The sequence below is a fragment of the Azohydromonas caseinilytica genome (genome assembly GCF_012927045.1).
GTDB classification, from domain to species: Bacteria; Pseudomonadota; Gammaproteobacteria; order Burkholderiales; family Burkholderiaceae_C; genus Azohydromonas; species Azohydromonas caseinilytica.
This window is the reverse complement of sequence record NZ_JABBFW010000031.1, coordinates 36,328-53,791: the sequence shown is the minus strand read 5'-3', so window position 1 is coordinate 53,791 and position 17,464 is coordinate 36,328. Positions and strand designations below refer to the sequence as shown.

10 protein-coding genes are annotated in these 17,464 nt (G+C 71.1%); 7 read left to right on the top strand and 3 right to left on the bottom strand.

Annotated features, from left to right (window positions below; all coding sequences use genetic code 11):
• Positions 1–57 precede the first annotated feature (57 nt).
• From HHL10_RS25805 to HHL10_RS25785, 5 genes are all read left to right on the top strand, one after another.
• On the top strand, positions 58–1,491 hold the full coding sequence (locus tag HHL10_RS25805; RefSeq protein ID WP_169163288.1) for a bifunctional enoyl-CoA hydratase/phosphate acetyltransferase: 1,434 nt from the start codon (positions 58–60) through the stop codon (positions 1,489–1,491).
• Positions 1,492–1,495: 4 nt separating this feature from the next.
• Positions 1,496–2,692, top strand: a complete 1,197-nt coding sequence (locus HHL10_RS25800; protein ID WP_169163287.1) for an acetate/propionate family kinase — start codon at positions 1,496–1,498, stop codon at positions 2,690–2,692.
• Between the two features lie 385 nt (positions 2,693–3,077).
• Positions 3,078–5,210, top strand: coding sequence for a glycogen debranching protein GlgX (gene glgX, locus HHL10_RS25795; RefSeq protein ID WP_169163286.1), 2,133 nt, complete (start codon positions 3,078–3,080; stop codon positions 5,208–5,210).
• Positions 5,211–5,280: 70 nt separating this feature from the next.
• Positions 5,281–7,089 (top strand): malto-oligosyltrehalose trehalohydrolase, encoded by a 1,809-nt coding sequence (treZ, locus tag HHL10_RS25790; protein ID WP_169163285.1) that lies wholly within the window; start codon positions 5,281–5,283, stop codon positions 7,087–7,089.
• Entirely contained in the window at positions 7,082–12,160 is a 5,079-nt protein-coding gene (locus HHL10_RS25785) for a malto-oligosyltrehalose synthase (protein ID WP_169163284.1), read from the top strand. Before treZ ends, HHL10_RS25785 begins: the two co-directional genes overlap by 8 nt.
• Positions 12,161–12,259: 99 nt before the next feature.
• Here the strand turns inward: HHL10_RS25785 and HHL10_RS25780 are convergent, their stop codons facing one another.
• Positions 12,260–12,532 (bottom strand): hypothetical protein, encoded by a 273-nt coding sequence (locus HHL10_RS25780; protein WP_169163283.1) that lies wholly within the window; start codon positions 12,530–12,532, stop codon positions 12,260–12,262.
• A 245-nt stretch (positions 12,533–12,777) separates the two neighbouring features.
• Here HHL10_RS25780 and HHL10_RS25775 point away from each other — a divergent pair, with 245 nt between their 5' ends.
• Together HHL10_RS25775 and oxlT are read left to right on the top strand one after the other, a co-directional pair.
• Positions 12,778–14,304, top strand: a complete 1,527-nt coding sequence (locus HHL10_RS25775) for a sensor histidine kinase (RefSeq protein WP_169163282.1) — start codon at positions 12,778–12,780, stop codon at positions 14,302–14,304.
• A gap of 176 nt (positions 14,305–14,480) precedes the next feature.
• The gene (gene oxlT, locus HHL10_RS25770; protein WP_235971800.1) at positions 14,481–15,695 is read left to right on the top strand and encodes an oxalate/formate MFS antiporter; all 1,215 of its coding nucleotides are present in this window, start codon (positions 14,481–14,483) and stop codon (positions 15,693–15,695) included.
• A gap of 1 nt (position 15,696) precedes the next feature.
• Here the strand turns inward: oxlT and HHL10_RS25765 are convergent, their stop codons facing one another.
• Positions 15,697–16,392 (bottom strand): response regulator transcription factor, encoded by a 696-nt coding sequence (locus HHL10_RS25765; protein ID WP_169163280.1) that lies wholly within the window; start codon positions 16,390–16,392, stop codon positions 15,697–15,699.
• An 82-nt stretch (positions 16,393–16,474) separates the two neighbouring features.
• A complete protein-coding gene (locus HHL10_RS25760; protein ID WP_169163279.1) occupies positions 16,475–17,101 on the bottom strand; it encodes a Crp/Fnr family transcriptional regulator in 627 nt (208 codons plus the stop codon).
• Positions 17,102–17,464: the final 363 nt, after the last annotated feature.

Genomic DNA, 17,464 nt, shown 5'->3' with positions numbered 1-17,464 from the left:
GACAGGCTCAGCCCGAACGGGACTCTTGGCTCCAACAGAACAACCGTCACGAACCCCATGAACGCCCTGCTTGAAACCGACTACATAGAGAACACCACCTACGACGAGATCAGCGTCGGCCAGAGCGCGAGCCTGACGCGCACCATCACCGGCGCCGATATCCAGGCCTTCGCTGCCGTCTCCGGCGACACCAACCCCGCGCACCTCAACGCCGAGTACGCCGCCGACACGCTGTTCCACGGCGTCATCGCACACGGCATGTGGGGCGGCTCGCTGATCTCGGCGCTGCTGGGCACGGTCTTCCCCGGCCCGGGCACCATCTACCTGGAGCAGGACCTGCACTTCACCAAGCCCGTGCGCATCGCCGACACGCTGACGGTCACGGTGAAGGTGGCGGCCAAGGACGACGCCAAGAAGCGCGTGGAGCTGGACTGCGAGGTTGTCAACCAGAAAGGCGCCTGCGTGCTCTACGGCAAGGCCCGCGTGCTCGCGCCCACCACCAAGGTCAAGCTGCCGCGCGACAAGGCGCCGCAGATCCACCTCTTCGACGCCCAGGCGCGGCTGCGCGCGCTGCTGGCGCTGGGCGCCGACATCCCGGCGGCCAAGTGCGCGGTGGTGCATCCCTGCGACGCCGAGTCGCTGTCCGGTGCCATCGACGCCGCGCAGTTGGACTTGATCGACCCGGTGCTCATCGGCCCCGAGGAGCGCATCCGCCGCGTGGCCGAGCAGGCCGGCATCGACCTGGGCAGCGTGCGCATCATCGACGTGCCCTACTCCCATGCCGCGGCCGAGAAGGCCGCCGAGATGGCCGCCAAGGGCGAGGTCGAGATGCTGATGAAGGGCAGCCTGCACACCGACGAGCTCATCCACGCGGTGCTGGCGCAAAAGCCGCTGCGCACGGGCCGGCGCATGTCGCACGTGTTCCGCTTCGACGTGCCGCTGTACCGCAAGCCCATCCTCATCACCGATGCCGCGCTCAACATCCAGCCCACGCTGCTGGAGAAGAAGGACATCATCCAGAACGCCATCGACTTCGCGCGCATGACGGGCATCGACCAGCCCAAGGTCGCGATCCTGGCGGCGGTGGAGACGGTCAACCCCTCCATGCCCTCCACGCTGGACGCGGCGGCGCTGTGCAAGATGGCCGACCGCGGCCAGATCAACGGCGGTGTGCTCGACGGCCCGCTGGCCTTCGACAACGCCATCTCGGCGCAGGCGGCCTCGATCAAGCACATCGAGTCGCCCGTGGCCGGCGACGTGGACATCCTGGCCGTGCCCGACCTGGAGGCCGGCAACATGCTGGCCAAGCAGCTGGAGTACCTGGCCGGCGCCACCGGCGCGGGCGTGGTGCTGGGCGCGCGCGTGCCCATCGCCCTGACCAGCCGCGCCGACGGCCCGGACGCCCGCGTGGCCTCCGCGCTGCTGGCCAAGCTCGTGGCGCACAACGCGCGCCGCGACCACGCGCGCAAGAACTGGCACCAGGAGGGCTGACGCCATGGGCATCCTTGCCGTCAATGCCGGCTCGTCGACGTTGAAGTTTGCCGTCTACCCCCTGCGTGACGGCGTGGTGCAGTCCGCGCTGCTCAGCGGCAGCTTCGAGGGGCTGGAGCCCCAGGGCCAACTGCGCCTGGGCTGGGCCAAGGCCGGCGGGCGCGCCCAGCAGCGCGAGCTCGCCGCCGGGGCCGATCCGTTCGCGCAGGCGCTGGTGAGCTTGAGCGAGCTGCTGGAGACCGAGGGCGCGGCGCTGCGCATCGAGGCCGTGGCGCACCGCGTGGTGCACGGCGGCGCGCAATACCGCCAGAGCGTGCTGGTCACGCCGCAGGTGCTCAAGGACCTGCAGCCGCTGTGCCCGCTGGCGCCGCTGCACCAGCCGCACAACCTGGACGGCATCCGCGCCTTCATGCGCGTGCTGCCCGGGCTGCCGCAGGTGGCCTGCTTCGACACCGCCTTCCACGCCTCGCTGCCGGAGGTGGAATACAGCTTCGCGCTGCCCAAGTCGCTGCGCGACGAGGGCGTGCGCCGCTACGGCTTCCACGGGCTGTCGTACCAGTTCATCCAGGGCGAGCTGCGCCGCTTGGGCGCGCACAGCGAGGGCCGGCTGGTGATGGCGCACCTGGGCAACGGCTCCAGCCTGTGCGCCGTGAGCGAGGGCCGCAGCGTCGCCACCACCATGGGCTTCTCCGCGGTGGAGGGGCTGATGATGGGCTCGCGCTGCGGCGCGCTGGACGCCGGCGTGCTGCTGTACCTGATGGAGCACGGCTGGACGCACGACCGCATCCAGAAGCTGCTCTACAAGGAAAGCGGCCTGCTGGGCGTCTCGGGCCTGACGGCCGACATGCGCCGCCTGCGCGGCAGCGACAGCCCCGAGGCCCAGCTCGCCATCGACCTGTACACGCACCGCGTGGTGCGCGAGACCGGCGCGCTCACGGCCTGCCTGGGCGGGCTGGACGCGCTGGCTTTCAGCGGCGGCATCGGCGAGCACGACGTGCAGCTGCGCGCCGACGTGGCCGCGCGCCTGGCCTGGCTGGGCGTGCGCATCGACGCGCAGGCCAACGCGCGCGCCACCGGCACCGAGGCCATGGCCATCCACGCGAGCGACAGCGCGGTGCAGCTCTGGGTGGTGCCCACCGACGAGGGCCGCGTCGCGGCCCAGGACGCAGCCCGCCTGGTGGTGCTGCCGGCCAACGGCTGACGCGGCAGCGATCAGGCTGGGCGCGGCCTGACGGCCGGGCTCCGCCGGGAGGCTTGGAGCAAGCGCGCCCCCCGGCGCGGGCGGCACGGGCCTTCTCCGCCGTGCCGCCCTGACTTCCAGACCAGGCAGCCTGCCGGGCGCCTGGAAATCAAGACAACCCCGCCGCACGAGACCTGCGGCCGGGGCAGCCGCGTCCTGTTTCGGATTGCCGGCAGGCGCGCCCGCAAATGGACAGCGGCAGCATTTCCCGGGCGCCGGCGCACGGCTGCCGCGCCCCGCCCAGTGCCGGACTTGGTGCGCCGCCCCGGCGCGGCTGCCGCCTGTGCCCCGCATGTCCGGACATCCGGTGCCGCGCAGGCGCCGGAATTGCTCAGGCGCAGCCGCAATGAGCCGCGAAACCCACATCACCACCGTCTGGCCGGGACGGAACTATCCGCTGGGCGCGACCTGGGACGGCGAAGGCGTGAACTTCGCGCTGTTCTCCGAGCATGCGCAGGAGGTGCACCTCGCCGTCTACGACCCCAGCGGCCGGCGCGAGCGCCAGCGCATCCCGCTGCGCGAGCGCACCGACGACATCTGGCACTGCTACCTGCCCGAAGCCCGGCCCGGGCTGGCCTACGGCTACTACGTGCGCGGCCCCTTCAAGCCCGAGGAAGGGCACCGCTTCAACCACCACAAGCTGCTGCTGGACCCCTACGCCAAGGACTTCATCGGCAAGCTGCGCTGGAACGACGCCCTCTTCGGCTACACCCTGGGCCACCGCAAGGGCGACCTCTCGCTGGACCGGCGCGACAGCGCCAGCTTCATGCCCAAGTGCCGCGTGCTGGAGCCGGCCTTCACCTGGGGCGAGGACCGGCGCCCGGACATTCCCTGGACCGACATGGTGATCTACGAGATGCACGTGCGCGGCTTCACCATGCGCCACCCCGAGGTGCCCGACGCGCTGCGCGGCACCTACGCGGCGCTGGCCACCGCGCCCGTTGTCCAGTACTTCAAGCAGCTGGGCATCACCACGCTGGAGCTGCTGCCCGTGCACAGCTACATCAACGATCACTACCTGGTCCAGAAGGGGCTGCAGAACTACTGGGGCTACAACACCCTGGGCTTCTTCGCGCCCGAGATGCGCTACAGCGCCTCGGAGAAAGTGAAGGAGTTCAAGACCATGGTCAAGACGCTGCACTCGGCCGGCATCGAGGTGATCCTGGACGTGGTCTACAACCACACCTGCGAGGGCAACCACATGGGCCCGACGCTGTCGATGCGCGGCATCGACAACGCCGCCTACTACATGCTCGGCCAGGAAAGGCGCTACTACGCCGACTACACCGGCTGCGGCAACACGGTGAACCTGGAGCACCCGCGCGCGCTGCAGCTGGTCATGGACTCGCTGCGCTACTGGGTCGAGGAGATGCACGTCGATGGCTTCCGCTTCGACCTGGCCTCGGCGCTGGCGCGCGAGGGCGGCGTGGTGCAGCACCTGGGCGGCTTCTTCGACGTCATCCGCCAGGACCCGGTGCTCAACCGCGTCAAGCTGATCGCCGAGCCCTGGGACCTGGGCGCGGGCGGCTACCAGGTGGGCAACTTCCCGCCGGGCTGGGCCGAGTGGAACGACCGCTACCGCGACGGCATGCGCGCCTACTGGAAGGGCGACGGCGGGCTCATCGGCGAGTTCGCGCGGCGCCTCACCGGCTCCTCCGACCTCTACGGCCGCTCGGGCAAGAAGCCGCTGGCCAGCATCAACTTCATCACCGCGCACGACGGCTTCACGCTGCGCGACCTGGTTTCCTACAACGGCAAGCACAACGAGGCCAACGGCGAGGACAACCGCGACGGCAGCGACAACAACCGCTCCTGGAACTGCGGTGTCGAGGGGCCCACCGACGACCCCGAGGTCAACGCGCTGCGCGAGCGCCAGCAGCGCAACTTCATGGCCACGCTGATGCTGTCGCAGGGCGTGCCCATGCTGCTGGCCGGCGACGAGTTCGGCCGCAGCCAGGGCGGCAACAACAACGCCTACTGCCAGGACAACGAGATCAGCTGGCTGGACTGGGATCTCACGCCCGCGCAGGAGGCGCTGCAGCGCTTCACGCAGGCGCTGATCAACCTGCGCCGCAACCACCCCACCTTCCGCCGTCGCGACTTCTTCGACGGCCGCCCGCTGCTCGGCGGCCAGCTCAAGGACATCGTCTGGCTCAAGCCCGACGGCAGCGAGATGACGCCCCAGGAATGGGAGCACGAGCACGCGCGCTGCCTGGGCATCTACCTCGCCGGCGCGGCCATCAACGACGTGGGCCGGCGCGGCCGGCCCGTCTACGACGACGACATGCTCGTGGCCTTCAACGCCCATGCCGAGGAGGTGCCTTTCACCCTCCCGGCCATCCCCGGCGAGGCCTGGCGCGTGCAGATCGACACCTTCGAGCCCGAAGGCATCGGCGACGGCCTGCTGCAGCCCGGCGAGCGCTACGTCCTGCGCGCTCGCTCGCTGGTGGTGCTGGTGCGCCCGATGGTGACGGTCTGACCCGTCCTCGCGGCAGCCGGCGCACGCGGCTGCCCGCCCCTTCAACCCACCCTTCCCGAGAGACTTCCCCATGCACTCCATGCCTTTCGGCGCCACGCTGCTCGATGACGGCGGCGGCGTGCGCTTTCGCCTGTGGGCGCCCGATGTCCCGTCGCTGCAGCTGCAGCTCGAAGAATCCGGCGGGCCGCGCCGGCTGCCCATGGAAGCCCGCGACGGCGGCTGGCACGAGCTGGCCGTGCCCGAGGCCCGCGCCGGCACGCGCTACCGCTTCCTGCTGCCCGACGGGCTGGCGGTACCCGACCCGGCCTCGCGCTTCAACCCCGAGGACGTGCACGGCCCCAGCGAGGTGATCGACCCGCATGGCTACGCCTGGGCCGACAGCGGCTGGCGCGGCCGGCCCTGGCACGAGGCGGTGGTGTACGAGCTGCACCTGGGCACCTTCACGCCCGAAGGCAGCTACGCCGCGGCCATGCAGCGCCTGCCGGAGCTGGCGGAGCTGGGCATCACGGCCGTGGAGCTGATGCCGCTGGCCGAATTCCCGGGCCGGCGCGGCTGGGGCTACGACGGCGTGCTGCACTTCGCCCCGGAAGCCGGCTACGGCCGTCCCGAGGACCTCAAGCGCTTCGTGGACGAGGCGCACCGGCTGGGGCTGATGGTGCTGGTCGATGTGGTCTACAACCACTTCGGCCCCGAAGGCAACTACCTGCACGCCTACTGCAAGCCTTTCTTCAACCCCGCGCACCAGACGCCCTGGGGCGCGGCCATCAACTTCGACGGCGAGCACAGCGCCACGGTGCGCGAGTTCTTCGTGTCCAACGCGCTGTACTGGGTCGAGGAGTACCACTTCGACGGGCTGCGCATGGACGCGGTGCACGCCATCGCCGACGACTCGGCCACGCACATCGCCATGGAGGTCGGGCGCCGGCTGCGCGCGGGCCCGGGGCGCTTCCGCCAGGTGCACCTGGTGCTGGAGAACGACGCCAACACCGCGCGCTTCCTGGAGCGCGACGAGCAGGGCCAGCCCACCGGCGCCGATGCGCAGTGGAACGACGACTTCCACCACGCCGCCCACGTGCTGGCCACCGGGCAGCGCGACGGCTACTACGCCGACTACGCCGAGGACCCGGTGGCGACGCTGGGCCGCTGCCTGGCCGAGGGCTTCGCTTACCAGGGCGACCCCTCGCCCTTCCGCAAGGGCGAGCCGCGCGGCGAGCCCAGCGCGCAGCTGCCCTCCATGGCCTTCGTGTCCTTCCTGCAGAACCACGACCAGATCGGCAACCGCGCCTTCGGCGAGCGCATCAGCGACCTGGGCCCGTCGCAGCGGCTGGACGCGCTCTACGCCTGCCTGCTGCTGTCGCCGCACATCCCCATGCTCTACATGGGCGAGGAGTACGCGGCCGCGGCGCCCTTCCTCTACTTCTGCGACTTCGGCCCCGAGCTGGCTGCGGCGGTGTCCAAGGGCCGGCGCGAGGAGTTCGGCGGCTTCGAAGCCTTCAAGAGCGAGGAGGCGCGCGCCAGCATCCCCGACCCCAACGCCGAGGCCACTTTCACCGTGAGCCGCCCGGACTGGGAGGAGCGCACGCGCGAGCCGCATGCGCGGCGCCTGGCGCTGATCCGGCAGCTGCTGGCCCTGCGGCGGCAGTGGATCACGCCGCGCCTGGCCGGCATGGGCAGCGGCGGCAAGCACCGCGTCGAGGACGGGCTGCTGCAGGTGGTGTGGCGGCTGGGCGACGGCGCCACGCTGCGGCTGGCGGCGCATTTCGGCGCGGAACCGGCAGCCAGGCCGCCGCTGGCGGGCCAGGTGGTGTTCGAGCTGCGCGCCGAAGGCGAGCTGCAGCCCGACGGCGTGATCGTGACCCTGGAGAACGTCGATGGCTGAAGGGATGCTGCGCCGCTGGTGCGAGCGGCTGAAAGTGGGCACCGAATGGCATGACGTCTGGGGCAACCACCACGCGGTGCCCGACGAGGGGCTGAAGGCCATCCTGGCCGAGCTGGGCGTGACGGCGCTGGACGAGGAAGCCTTCGACGCCGCCGAGGCCGCGGACTGGCACCGCCCGCTGCCGCAGGTGCTGGCCGTGAACGCCGAGGCGGCGCACTTCGAGCTGCCGATCCGGCTGCCGCGCGAGGTGCGGCTGCTGCGCTGGACCCTGCACCAGGAGGACGGTGCGGTCCACGCCTACGACGCCAATGCCGACACGCTGCCGCAGCTGGAGCAGGCCAGCGTGCACGGCCGCGCCATGCGCGCGCTGCTTCTCACCATCGGCACGCGGCTGCCCGCGGGCTACCACCGCCTGGTGCTGGAGACCGAGGGCATCGCGCTGGGCGAGACGCTGCTCATTGCCGCGCCGGCGCGCTGCTGGCGCCCGCAGGAGCTGCAGGGTGAGGGCCGCGTCTGGGGCCCGGCGCTGCAGCTCTACGCACTGCGCTCGCAGCGCAACTGGGGCATCGGCGACTTCAGCGACCTCGCCGAGCTGGTGGCGGATTTCGGCGAGCGCGGCGCGGGCATCGTGGGCCTCAATCCGCTGCACGCGCTCTTCAGCCACAACCCCTACCACATCAGCCCCTACAGCCCGTCCTCGCGCTCGCAGCTCAACCTGATCTACCTGGACGTGGAAGTCATCGAGGACTTCCGCGAATGCGAGACGGCGCAGGCGCTGGTGCGCTCGGCCGCCTTCCAGAACCGGCTGCAGCAATTGCGCGAGGCGCCGCAGGTGGACTACGCCGGCGTGGCCAGCGCCAAGACCGAGGTGCTGCGCCGCCTGTACGCGCATTTCCGCGAGCGGCACCTGGACACCGCCAGCGCGCGCGGCCGGGCCTTCCGCGCCTTCCAGGCCGACCGGGGCGAGCCGCTGCGCCTGTTTGCCACCTTCGAGGCGCTGCAGGCGCAGTTCCACGCCCGCGACGCCGGCGTGTGGGGCTGGCCGGTGTGGCCGGAGGAATACCGCGACCCGCGCGGCGAGGCGGTGCGCCGCTTCCAGCGCGAGCAGCGCGAGGCCGTGGAGTACCACGAGTACCTGCAGTGGCAGGCCGACCAGCAGCTCGCGCGCGTGTCGCACCGCTGCCGCTCGCGCGGGCTGGCGGTGGGGCTGTACCTGGACCTGGCGGTGTCGGTGGACCGTGCCGGCGCCGACAGCTGGGGGCAGTCCTCGCTCTACGCCACCGGCGCCACGGTGGGCGCGCCGCCGGACGAGATCAACGTCCAGGGCCAGGACTGGGGCCTGCCGCCGCTGCGCCCGGACCGGCTGCTGCAGACGAGGCTGCGCTTCTTCATCGACACCCTGCGCGCCAACATGCGCCACGCCGGGGCGCTGCGCATCGACCACGTGATGGGCCTGATGCGGCTGTACTGGATTCCGCCGCAGGGCGGCGCCACCAAGGGCGCCTACGTGCACTACCCGCTCCAGGAGCTGATGGCGGTGGTGGCGCTGGAGAGCCAGCGCAACCGCTGCATGGTCATCGGCGAAGACCTCGGCACCGTGGCCGACGAGATGCGCGCCGCCCTGGCCGAGGCCGAGGTGCTGTCGTACCGGCTGCTGTACTTCGAGCGCGGCGAGGGCGGCAGTTTCAAACCGCCGCGCGAGTACCCGCGCTTGGCGCTGGTGGCGATCAGCACCCACGACCTGCCGACGCTGGCGGGCTGGTGGAACGGGCATGACCTGCAGGTGCGCAAGGGCCTGGGCCTGTACCCCGACGAGAAGGTGTACGAGGAGCAGCTCGTGGCCCGCGCGCAGGAGAAGTACCGGCTGCTGCTGGCGCTGCAGCACGAGGACCTGCTGCCCGAGGGCGTGAGCATCGACCTGGCACACCAGCCGCCGCTGACGCAGGCGCTGGTGGAGGCGGTGCACACCTACGTGGCGCGCACGCCCTCCTACGTGCAGATGGTGCAGCTGGAAGACGTGCTGGGCGTGCTGGACCAGCCCAACCTGCCCGGCACCGTCAACGAGCACCCCAACTGGCGCCAGAAGCTGCCGCTGGCGCTGGACGCGCTGCGCGCGGACGCGCGGGTGCAGTCGCTCACGGCCGTGCTGGCGCGCGAACGCCCGCATGCGCCGCTGAAGGCCGCGCAGCTGCCGCGCGCGCAAGCCGCCGTGCCGCGCGCCACCTACCGGCTGCAGTTCCACAAGGATTTCAACTTCGAGCACGGCATCGCCGTGCTGCCCTACCTGCAACGGCTGGGCGTGAGCCACGTGTACTGCTCGCCGCTGATGCGCGCGCGCGCCGGCAGCATGCACGGCTACGACGTGGTGGCGCATGACGAGTTCAACCCGGAGCTGGGCGGGCGCGAGGGCTTCGAGCGCTTCGCCGCCGCGGCGAAGGAGCTGGGACTCGGCCTCATCCTCGACATCGTGCCCAACCACATGGGCGTGATCGGCGGGCACAACGCGTGGTGGGCGGACGTGCTGGAGCATGGCGAGGCCTCGGCCTATGCGCGCTACTTCGACATCGACTGGCAGCCGGTCGATCCGGCGCTGCACGGCAAGGTGCTGCTGCCGGTGCTGGGCCAGCACTACGGCCAGGTGCTGGAGGCGGGCGAGCTGCAGCTCGTCTTCGAGCCGGAACAAGGCACCTTCGCGCTGCAGTACTGGGAGCACCGTTTCCCGCTGGACCCGCGCACCGTGGCGCCGCTGCTGGAGCGGGCCTCGGAGCACCTGGACGGCGCCGCCTCGCTGGCGCTGCAGAGTCTCGCCACCGCCTGCCGGCACCTGCCCGCGCGCGAGGACGCGGCGCCGCAGGCGCGCTTCGAGCGCCAGCGCGACCAGGCGCTGCTCAAGGAACGGCTGGTGGCGCTGCTGCGCGAGGACGGCCGCGTGCAGGGCGCCATCGAGGGCGCGATGGCCGAGTGGCAGACGCCCGACGCGCTGGACGCGCTGCATGCCGCGCAGGCCTGGCGCCTGGCCTTCTGGCGCGTGGCCTCGGACGAGATCAACTACCGGCGCTTCTTCGACGTCAACGAGCTGGCGGCGCTGCGCATGGAGGAGCCGGCCGTGTTCGAGGCCACGCACGGCCTGGCGCTGGAGCTGTGCGCCGCCGGCGTGGTGGACGGGCTGCGCATCGACCACCCCGACGGCCTGCACGACCCCACGCAGTATTTCGACTGGCTGCAGCAGGGCTACGCGCGGCGCGTGGGCCTGCTGCTGCCGGAGAAGGACGAGCAGGGCCGCCCGCCCCGGCCGCTGTACGTGGTGGCCGAGAAGATCGCCGCCGGGCATGAGGACGTGCCCGAGAGCTGGGCGGTGCACGGCACCACCGGCTACCGCGCGATGAACGTGCTCAACGGCGTGCTCATCGACTGCGCCGCGCGCGAGCGCTTCGACCGCATCTGGCAGGCCGTCAGCGGCGACGACGAGCCCTTCGAGGAGATGGCCTACCAGGGCAAGCAGCTGATCATGCGCGTGTCGCTGTCCTCGGAGCTGACCGTGCTGGCGACCGAGCTGCTGCGCATCGCGCGCTCGCACCGGCGCACGCGCGACCACAGCCTCAACAGCCTGCGCCGCGCGCTGGCCGAGGTGGCGGCGTGCATGCCGGTGTACCGCACCTACATCGTGCGCAGCCCGTCGGCGCAGGACCGGCGCTTCATCGACTGGGCGGTGTCGGCCGCGCGCCGGCGCAGCCGCGCCGCCGACACCACGGTGTTCGACTTCGTGCGCAGCACGCTGCTGGCCGAAGCCGTGGACGGCGCGGACGAGGCGCTGCAGGAGCGCGTGCGGCGCTTCGCGATGCGCTTCCAGCAGTTCACCGCGCCGGTGACGGCCAAGGGCGTGGAGGACACCGCCTTCTACCGCTACAACCGCTTCCTGCCGGTGAACGAGGTGGGCGGCGAGCCGGGCACCTTCGGCATGACGCTGCGCGCCTTCCACGGCGCCAACGGCGACCGCGCCGCGCGCTGGCCGCACACCATGCTGGCCACCTCCACGCACGACAACAAGCGCAGCGAGGACGTGCGCTGCCGCCTGGACGTGCTCAGCGAGTTCCCCGCGGCCTGGCGGTTGTCGCTGCGGCGCTTCTACAAGGCGCCGCAGCTGCAGCGCGCGCGCGTGGAGGCGCAGGAGGGCCACCTCATGCCCTCGCGCGCCGACGAGTACCTGCTGCTGCAGACGCTGCTGGGCACGCTGCCCGCGGGCGGGCTGACGGAAGAGGCGCTGCCCGAGTACCGCGAGCGCATCGAGCGCTACGCGCTCAAGGCGGTGCGCGAGGCCAAGCGGCACAGCAGCTGGGTGAACCCGGACGCCGAGTACGAGGAGGCGCTGCTGGCCTTCATCCGCAGCGCGCTGCCGCGCGTGAAGCCCAACCCGCTGCTGACCGAGATCCAGTCCCAGGCCGAGATCCTGGCCTGGTTCGGCGCGCTGAACTCGCTGACGCTGACACTGCTGAAGTACACGCTGCCCGGCGTGCCGGACCTGTACCAGGGCAACGAGCTGCTGGATTTCAGCCTGGTGGACCCGGACAACCGCCGCGCGGTCGATTACGGCCAGCGCACGGCGCTGCTGGACGAGTTCGAGCGGCTGCGCGACTCGCCCGATGGCCTGGTGAACGTGCAGGAGCTCACGCCCTCCCCGCACGACGGCCGCTTGAAGCTGTGGCTGACCTGGCAGCTGCTGCAGTGGCGGGCGCGGCAGCCGGCTCTCTTCCGCGACGGCAACTACCAGCCGCTAAGCGCCGCCGGCGAGCGGGCCGACCACGTCGTCGCCTTCGCGCGCGAGACGGCGGACGGGCAGCGGCTGGTCACGGTGGCCGGGCGCTTCTTCGCGCGGCTGCTGGGCTTCCAGCCCGGCTGGCCGCTGGGAGAAGAAGCCTGGGGCGACACCGTGGTCGAGCTGCCGGCCTGGGCCGAAGGGCTGACGCTGCGCAACGTGCTCACCGGAGAGAAACACGTGGCGCGCAACGGCCGGCTGCGGGTGGCGGAGGTGTTCGAGACGCTGCCGGCGGGCGGCCTGGCGGTCGAAGGCTGAGCAGTACCCGTGAGCAGACAGGGGCCCCGGTGGCTGGCGCGAGCCGGCAGCCGGGACCTTCGCCATGCCGTTGCGTGCGGAACGAGCTCCATGTCGGCGTCATCGCTGCATGCGCGCGCCGAGATCGTTGAGCGTGGGCTCCATCGCCACCGGCGCCGCCAGCAGGGACAGCAGCTCCCGGCTGCGTTGCTGCAGCACGGAACAGCGCGCCGACAGGCCCCGGGACGCGCATTCGCAGGCATAGGCGGTGTCGTACCGCATGCGGGGCAGGTCGATCCAGCAGCCCATGTCGGCCATCAGCCACTTGAAGCTGACCAGGTCGACGAACATGTCGTCGCGCGACAACAAGGCTGAAGCGGTGGCCGTGTCCATGGGCACTCCTGTACGACGCATGAGGGAAATCTAGGCAGAGCACCGCCCGTTGTCCCCTGCGAAACGGCACCGCGAGGCAGTGACGCAAGGCACGACAACACAGTGACCTTCGTCATCTTCTTGCGCCCGGTCGCCCTGATCCGCCTGCGCGGCGCCGTGGTGCCTACACGGCTGCCGGCTGAAGGTTGTTCAGTCGATACACCAATGGACAAGGGGCCTGGAGTGGCGAACATCGGCGCCCAAAGATGTTCCGCAGTTTCAGTGCCCTTGATCCCAGACGCAGCCTCGCGACGGCAGTCGCCTGGCTTGCCGTCGCCCTCTCGCTCACGATCGCGCTCGCCCTGGTGGCGGTGGGCGACTATGCCGCCAACAGCATGCTGGCGCAGCGCGATGCGCTGTTGAAGCGCTTCGCCAGCCAGGTGGCCGCCGAGCTGGAGCGGGCCCTCGTGAACCAGCCTGGCGAGAGCGGGTCCGCGCCGCACCTGCCGTCCCAGGAGCGGCTGGCCGCCCTCATCGATGACGTGCGCGAGCGCGTGAAGCCCGACCCGCTTGCCCGCGTCCTGCTGCTGAACGAGCGTCACGGCATCGTGTTCGAGCGCCCGTCCGGTTCGCCGCTGCCGCCGCTCGCGCCGGTGCTGCCCGGCGTGGCGGTGCTGCCGGCCGACGACGGCCAGCGCACCCTCGTCGTGAGCGCGCCCCGCGATGCCGCGCCCGCGCTGAGCGCCCTGGGCATGCACGTGGCGGTGGTGCAGCCGGCCGAGGAGCGCGGCCATGGCGGCGGCGGCAGCCTGCAGGAGAAGCTGACCGCCATCTCGATCCTGCTCAGCATCACGGCCGCCCTCGTGGGCGCGATGTTCGCGCGCCGCCTCACGCGGCGGCTGGGCGAGCTGACGGCCCAGGTGCGGCGCGTCGCCCGGCAGGAGGCCGACGGCATCGTCGAGCCCAAGGGCCGCGACGAGGTGGCGGTGCTGGGGCGCGCCTTCAGCCGGCTGCTGCAGGCGCAACGCCAGGAGCACGACGAGCTCGACCGGCTGACGCAGGAGCTGGAGCAGCGCGTGCAGGCGCGCACGCGCGAGGTCGAGCGCCTGGCGGCCGACAGCCGCTATGCGGCGGTGGTGCGCGAGCGGCTGCGGCTGGCCCGCGACCTGCACGACACCCTGGCCCACTCGATGATGGAGATGCTGGTCGAGGTGCGCACGCTGCGCATGCTGCATGCGCACGACCCGCAGAAGCTGGGCGCCGAGCTCGAACGTGCCGAGGAAGTGGCGCGCCAGGGCATCAAGGAGGCGCGCGAGGCGGTGAGCCAGATGCGGCTCAACGCCGTGCGCGACCTCGGCCTGGGCGCCGCGCTGGGCGGCGCGGTGAACCGGTTTGCCGAGCGCACGGGGCTGGATGTGCGCTTCAGCACCGACCCACAGGCAGCCACCTTCGCCGACCCGCGTGCGGAAACGCTGTTCCGCATCGCCGAGGAGGTGCTGCGCAACATCGACCGGCACGCGCAGGCCTCGCATGTCCAGGTCGCCTTGAAGGACCTGGACAACGGCACCATCGAGCTGGCCATTGCCGACGACGGGGTCGGTTTCGACCTCGCCGAACCGCATCCCGGGCACTACGGCCTGGTCGGCATCAGCGAGCAGGCGCAGCTGATCGACGCCGAGCTGGAGTTGCGCAGCGCACCGGGGGCCGGCACCGCCGTGCGCCTGCGGCTGCGCGTCGGCCCCGAGATGAGCCCATCGAACGACCGCCTGGGCCACGCCGCCCACACGCCATGAGCGTGGAAGGAAGCACCCGCATGCCATCCCTTGTCGAATGTTGCGCTGCGGCCCGCGGCGGGCCGGCCAACACCGTGGACGACGACATCACCCCGCGGCGGGCTGCCGCCCCCTGGCTGGACGACCTCAGCGACGACGCGCCGCCGGACCCGCGCTTCCGCTGGGGGCAGCTGGCGATGGCGATGGTGTGCATGGCCACCATCGCCAACCTGCAGTACGGCTGGACGCTGTTCGTCAACCCGTTCGCCGAGCGCTTCGGCTGGAGCCACGCGGCGATCCAGGTCGCCTTCGCCATCTTCGTGCTCACCCAGACCTGGTTCGTGCCGCTGGCGGGCTACCTTGTCGACCGCTTCGGCCCGCGCCCGGTGGTGCTCGGCGCGGGCCTGCTGTGCGCGATCGGCTGGGTGATGAACGCCTTCGTGGACTCCTTGGCGCTGCTGTACGCGGCCTCCGCAATCACCGGCATCGGCGCGGGCGCGGTCTACGGCACCTGCGTGGGCAGCGCCCTGAAGTGGTTTCCCGAGCGGCGCGGTCTCGCGGTGGGCCTGGTGGTGGCGAGCTTCGGCGCCGGCTCGGCGCTCACCGTCGTGCCAATCTCGATGGTGATCGCCTCGCGCGGCCACGAGGCCGCCTTCCTGTACTTCGGCCTCGGCCAGGGCCTGCTCGTGATGCTGATGGCGCTGGGCCTGGAGGACCCAAACAAGCTGCTCAGGCAGGTTGAAACCCCGCCGCCGCCGCTACACCTGCGCCAGTCGCAGCGCGACTACACGCCCGGCGAAACCCTGCGCCAGCCGGTGTTCTGGGTGATGTACGCGATCTTCGTGCTGACGGCGGCCGGCGGCCTGATGGCCACGGCGCAGCTCGCGCTCATCGCCCGCGACTTCAAAATCGACGACCTCCCGGTGAACATCGCCGGGCTGGTGCTGCCGGCATTGACCTTCGCGCTGGCGCTGGACCGCGTGCTCAACGGCCTGTCGCGCCTGTTCTTCGGCTGGGTGTCCGACCGCATCGGGCGCGAGCAGACCATGGTGCTGGCCTTCAGCCTGGAGGCGGTCGCCATCCTGGCGCTGTACGAGTTCGGCGGCCACCCGCTGGGCTTCGTGCTGCTTACCGGCGCGCTGTTCCTGGCCTGGGGCGAGATCTACAGCCTGTTCCCTTCGACCTGCGCGGACACCTTCGGCTCGAAGTACGCGGCGGCGAACGCCGGCCTGCTCTACACCGCCAAGGGCGTGGCCTCGCTCGCGGTGCCGCTGTCGAGCACGCTGGTGCTGATGACGCGCGATTGGCACGCCGTGTTCCTGATCGCCTGCGCGATGAACGGGGTGGGGGCGCTGCTGGCGTGGTTCGTGCTGCGGCCGATGCGGCAACGGCTGCTCGAAGCGGTGCCCTGAGCTATTCGACGCGCCGCTGCCGCAGCGCGATCACGGCCAGCTCGGTGCGGCTGCCGGCGTGCAGTTTCTCCATGATGCGGCTCACGTAGTTCTTCACCGTGCCCTCGGCCAGGAACAGCATGGTGCCGATCTGCTTGTTGCTCTTGCCCTCGGCGATGAGCTGCAGCACCTTGCTTTCCTTCTCGGACAGCGGCGCCGCCTCCTCCTGCGGCTCCTCGTGCCGGTACTCCGGCGGCGGTGCCGCCTCGGCCATGCGGCGGAACTGGTCGAGCATCTTCCGCGCGATTTGCGGCGTCATGTGCGACTCGCCGCGGTGCACGCCGCGCACCGTCTCGACCACCTCCTGCTCGGTGGCGTCCTTGAGCAGGTAGGCCATCGCGCCGGCGCGTACCGCGTCGAACACCGACTGCTCGGCCTCCATGGTCGTGAGCACCAGCACGCGCGTCTGGGGCAGCGAGGCGGTGATCTCGCGCGTGGCGCCCACGCCGCCCTTGCGCGGCATGTGCAGGTCCATCAGCACGACGTCGGGCCTCAGCCGCTTGGCCTGTTCCACCGCCTCCAGGCCGTCGCTGGCCTCGCCCACGACCTCCATGTCGGGCTCCATCGACAGCATCAGCGCCAGGCCGCGCCGCACCAGGGCCTGGTCATCGACGATCAGCAACCGGATGCGCTGGGCAGGGGCTCGTTCCGCGTTCATGCAGCTCAATATACGGCCCGGCTCCGGCCCTCCCGGGTCGGGCTGTGACAAGGCTGGGGACATGGCCATCACGCGCCGCGCCTCAGGCAGCCTGCAGAGCCGGCCGTTGGCGCCGCGTCACGCGGCAGAAGGTTTCTGCCGACAGGTTCAGGTACGAGGCCAGGTCCTTGTGCGGCAGGCGGTCGACCAGCTCGCGGTGCTTGGAGGAGAACTGGTGCACGCGGCTCGGCGCGTCGAGCAGCAGCAGCCCGACCGCATGCTCCACGATGGCCGTGCCGATCTGCACCAGCCGCTCCTGGAACGCCTGCCGCACGGCGTGATGGCGGTCCAGGAAGTCGCACCAGTCGCTCATGCTCAGCGAGACGACCAGCGCGCCGCTGGCGCCGACGACCGAGAAGCCCGCGCCGGCGCCATCGCGCCAGGCCTCGTAGCAGGTTTCCATGTCGTGCTCGCCGGCGAAGCGCAGCGTCATCTCGCGCCCGTTGGCGCCGGTCACCACGCGCTTGAGCAGCCCTTCGATCACCAGGAACTGGCTCAGCTCCCGGCTGCCCTGCTCCAGCAGGCGCTCGCCACGGTGCACCTCGTGCACGGTGACCAGGCTGGCCAGCTCGGCATGGGCAGCGTCGTCCAGGCCCGCCAGCAGCGGGTGGAACTTCAGCTGAAGGCTGATGGTGTTGCGCAGCGGGTGGGTGAGGAGGAGGCGTTTCATGCAGGCAACTCTAGGCACCCGCCGCGCCCGGCCACGCTGCGAAACGTCATGCCGGCGCTGTGTCGTCCTTCACGAACTGGAGGTGACGAAAGTCACGGCTGGGGATGGGGTAAACGGCAGTGTGGGGGCGTGCCTCGACAAAACCAAGACACGGATGGAACTCTTGGGCTTCCTGAAGTCCAGCCCCTGCCCCTGGCTGACCCGGTGAAACCGGGCCCGACAGGCAGGAATGCACGCAATCCAATATGCCCATCCGTGCCAGCGAGGCAGCACGCGGATTGCGCCCCGTGAACAAATCTCGCAACGGCACTTTACCGGTTGGCACAAAACAGGTTTTGCACCGCCCTCGCGCTTGCGCTGAAT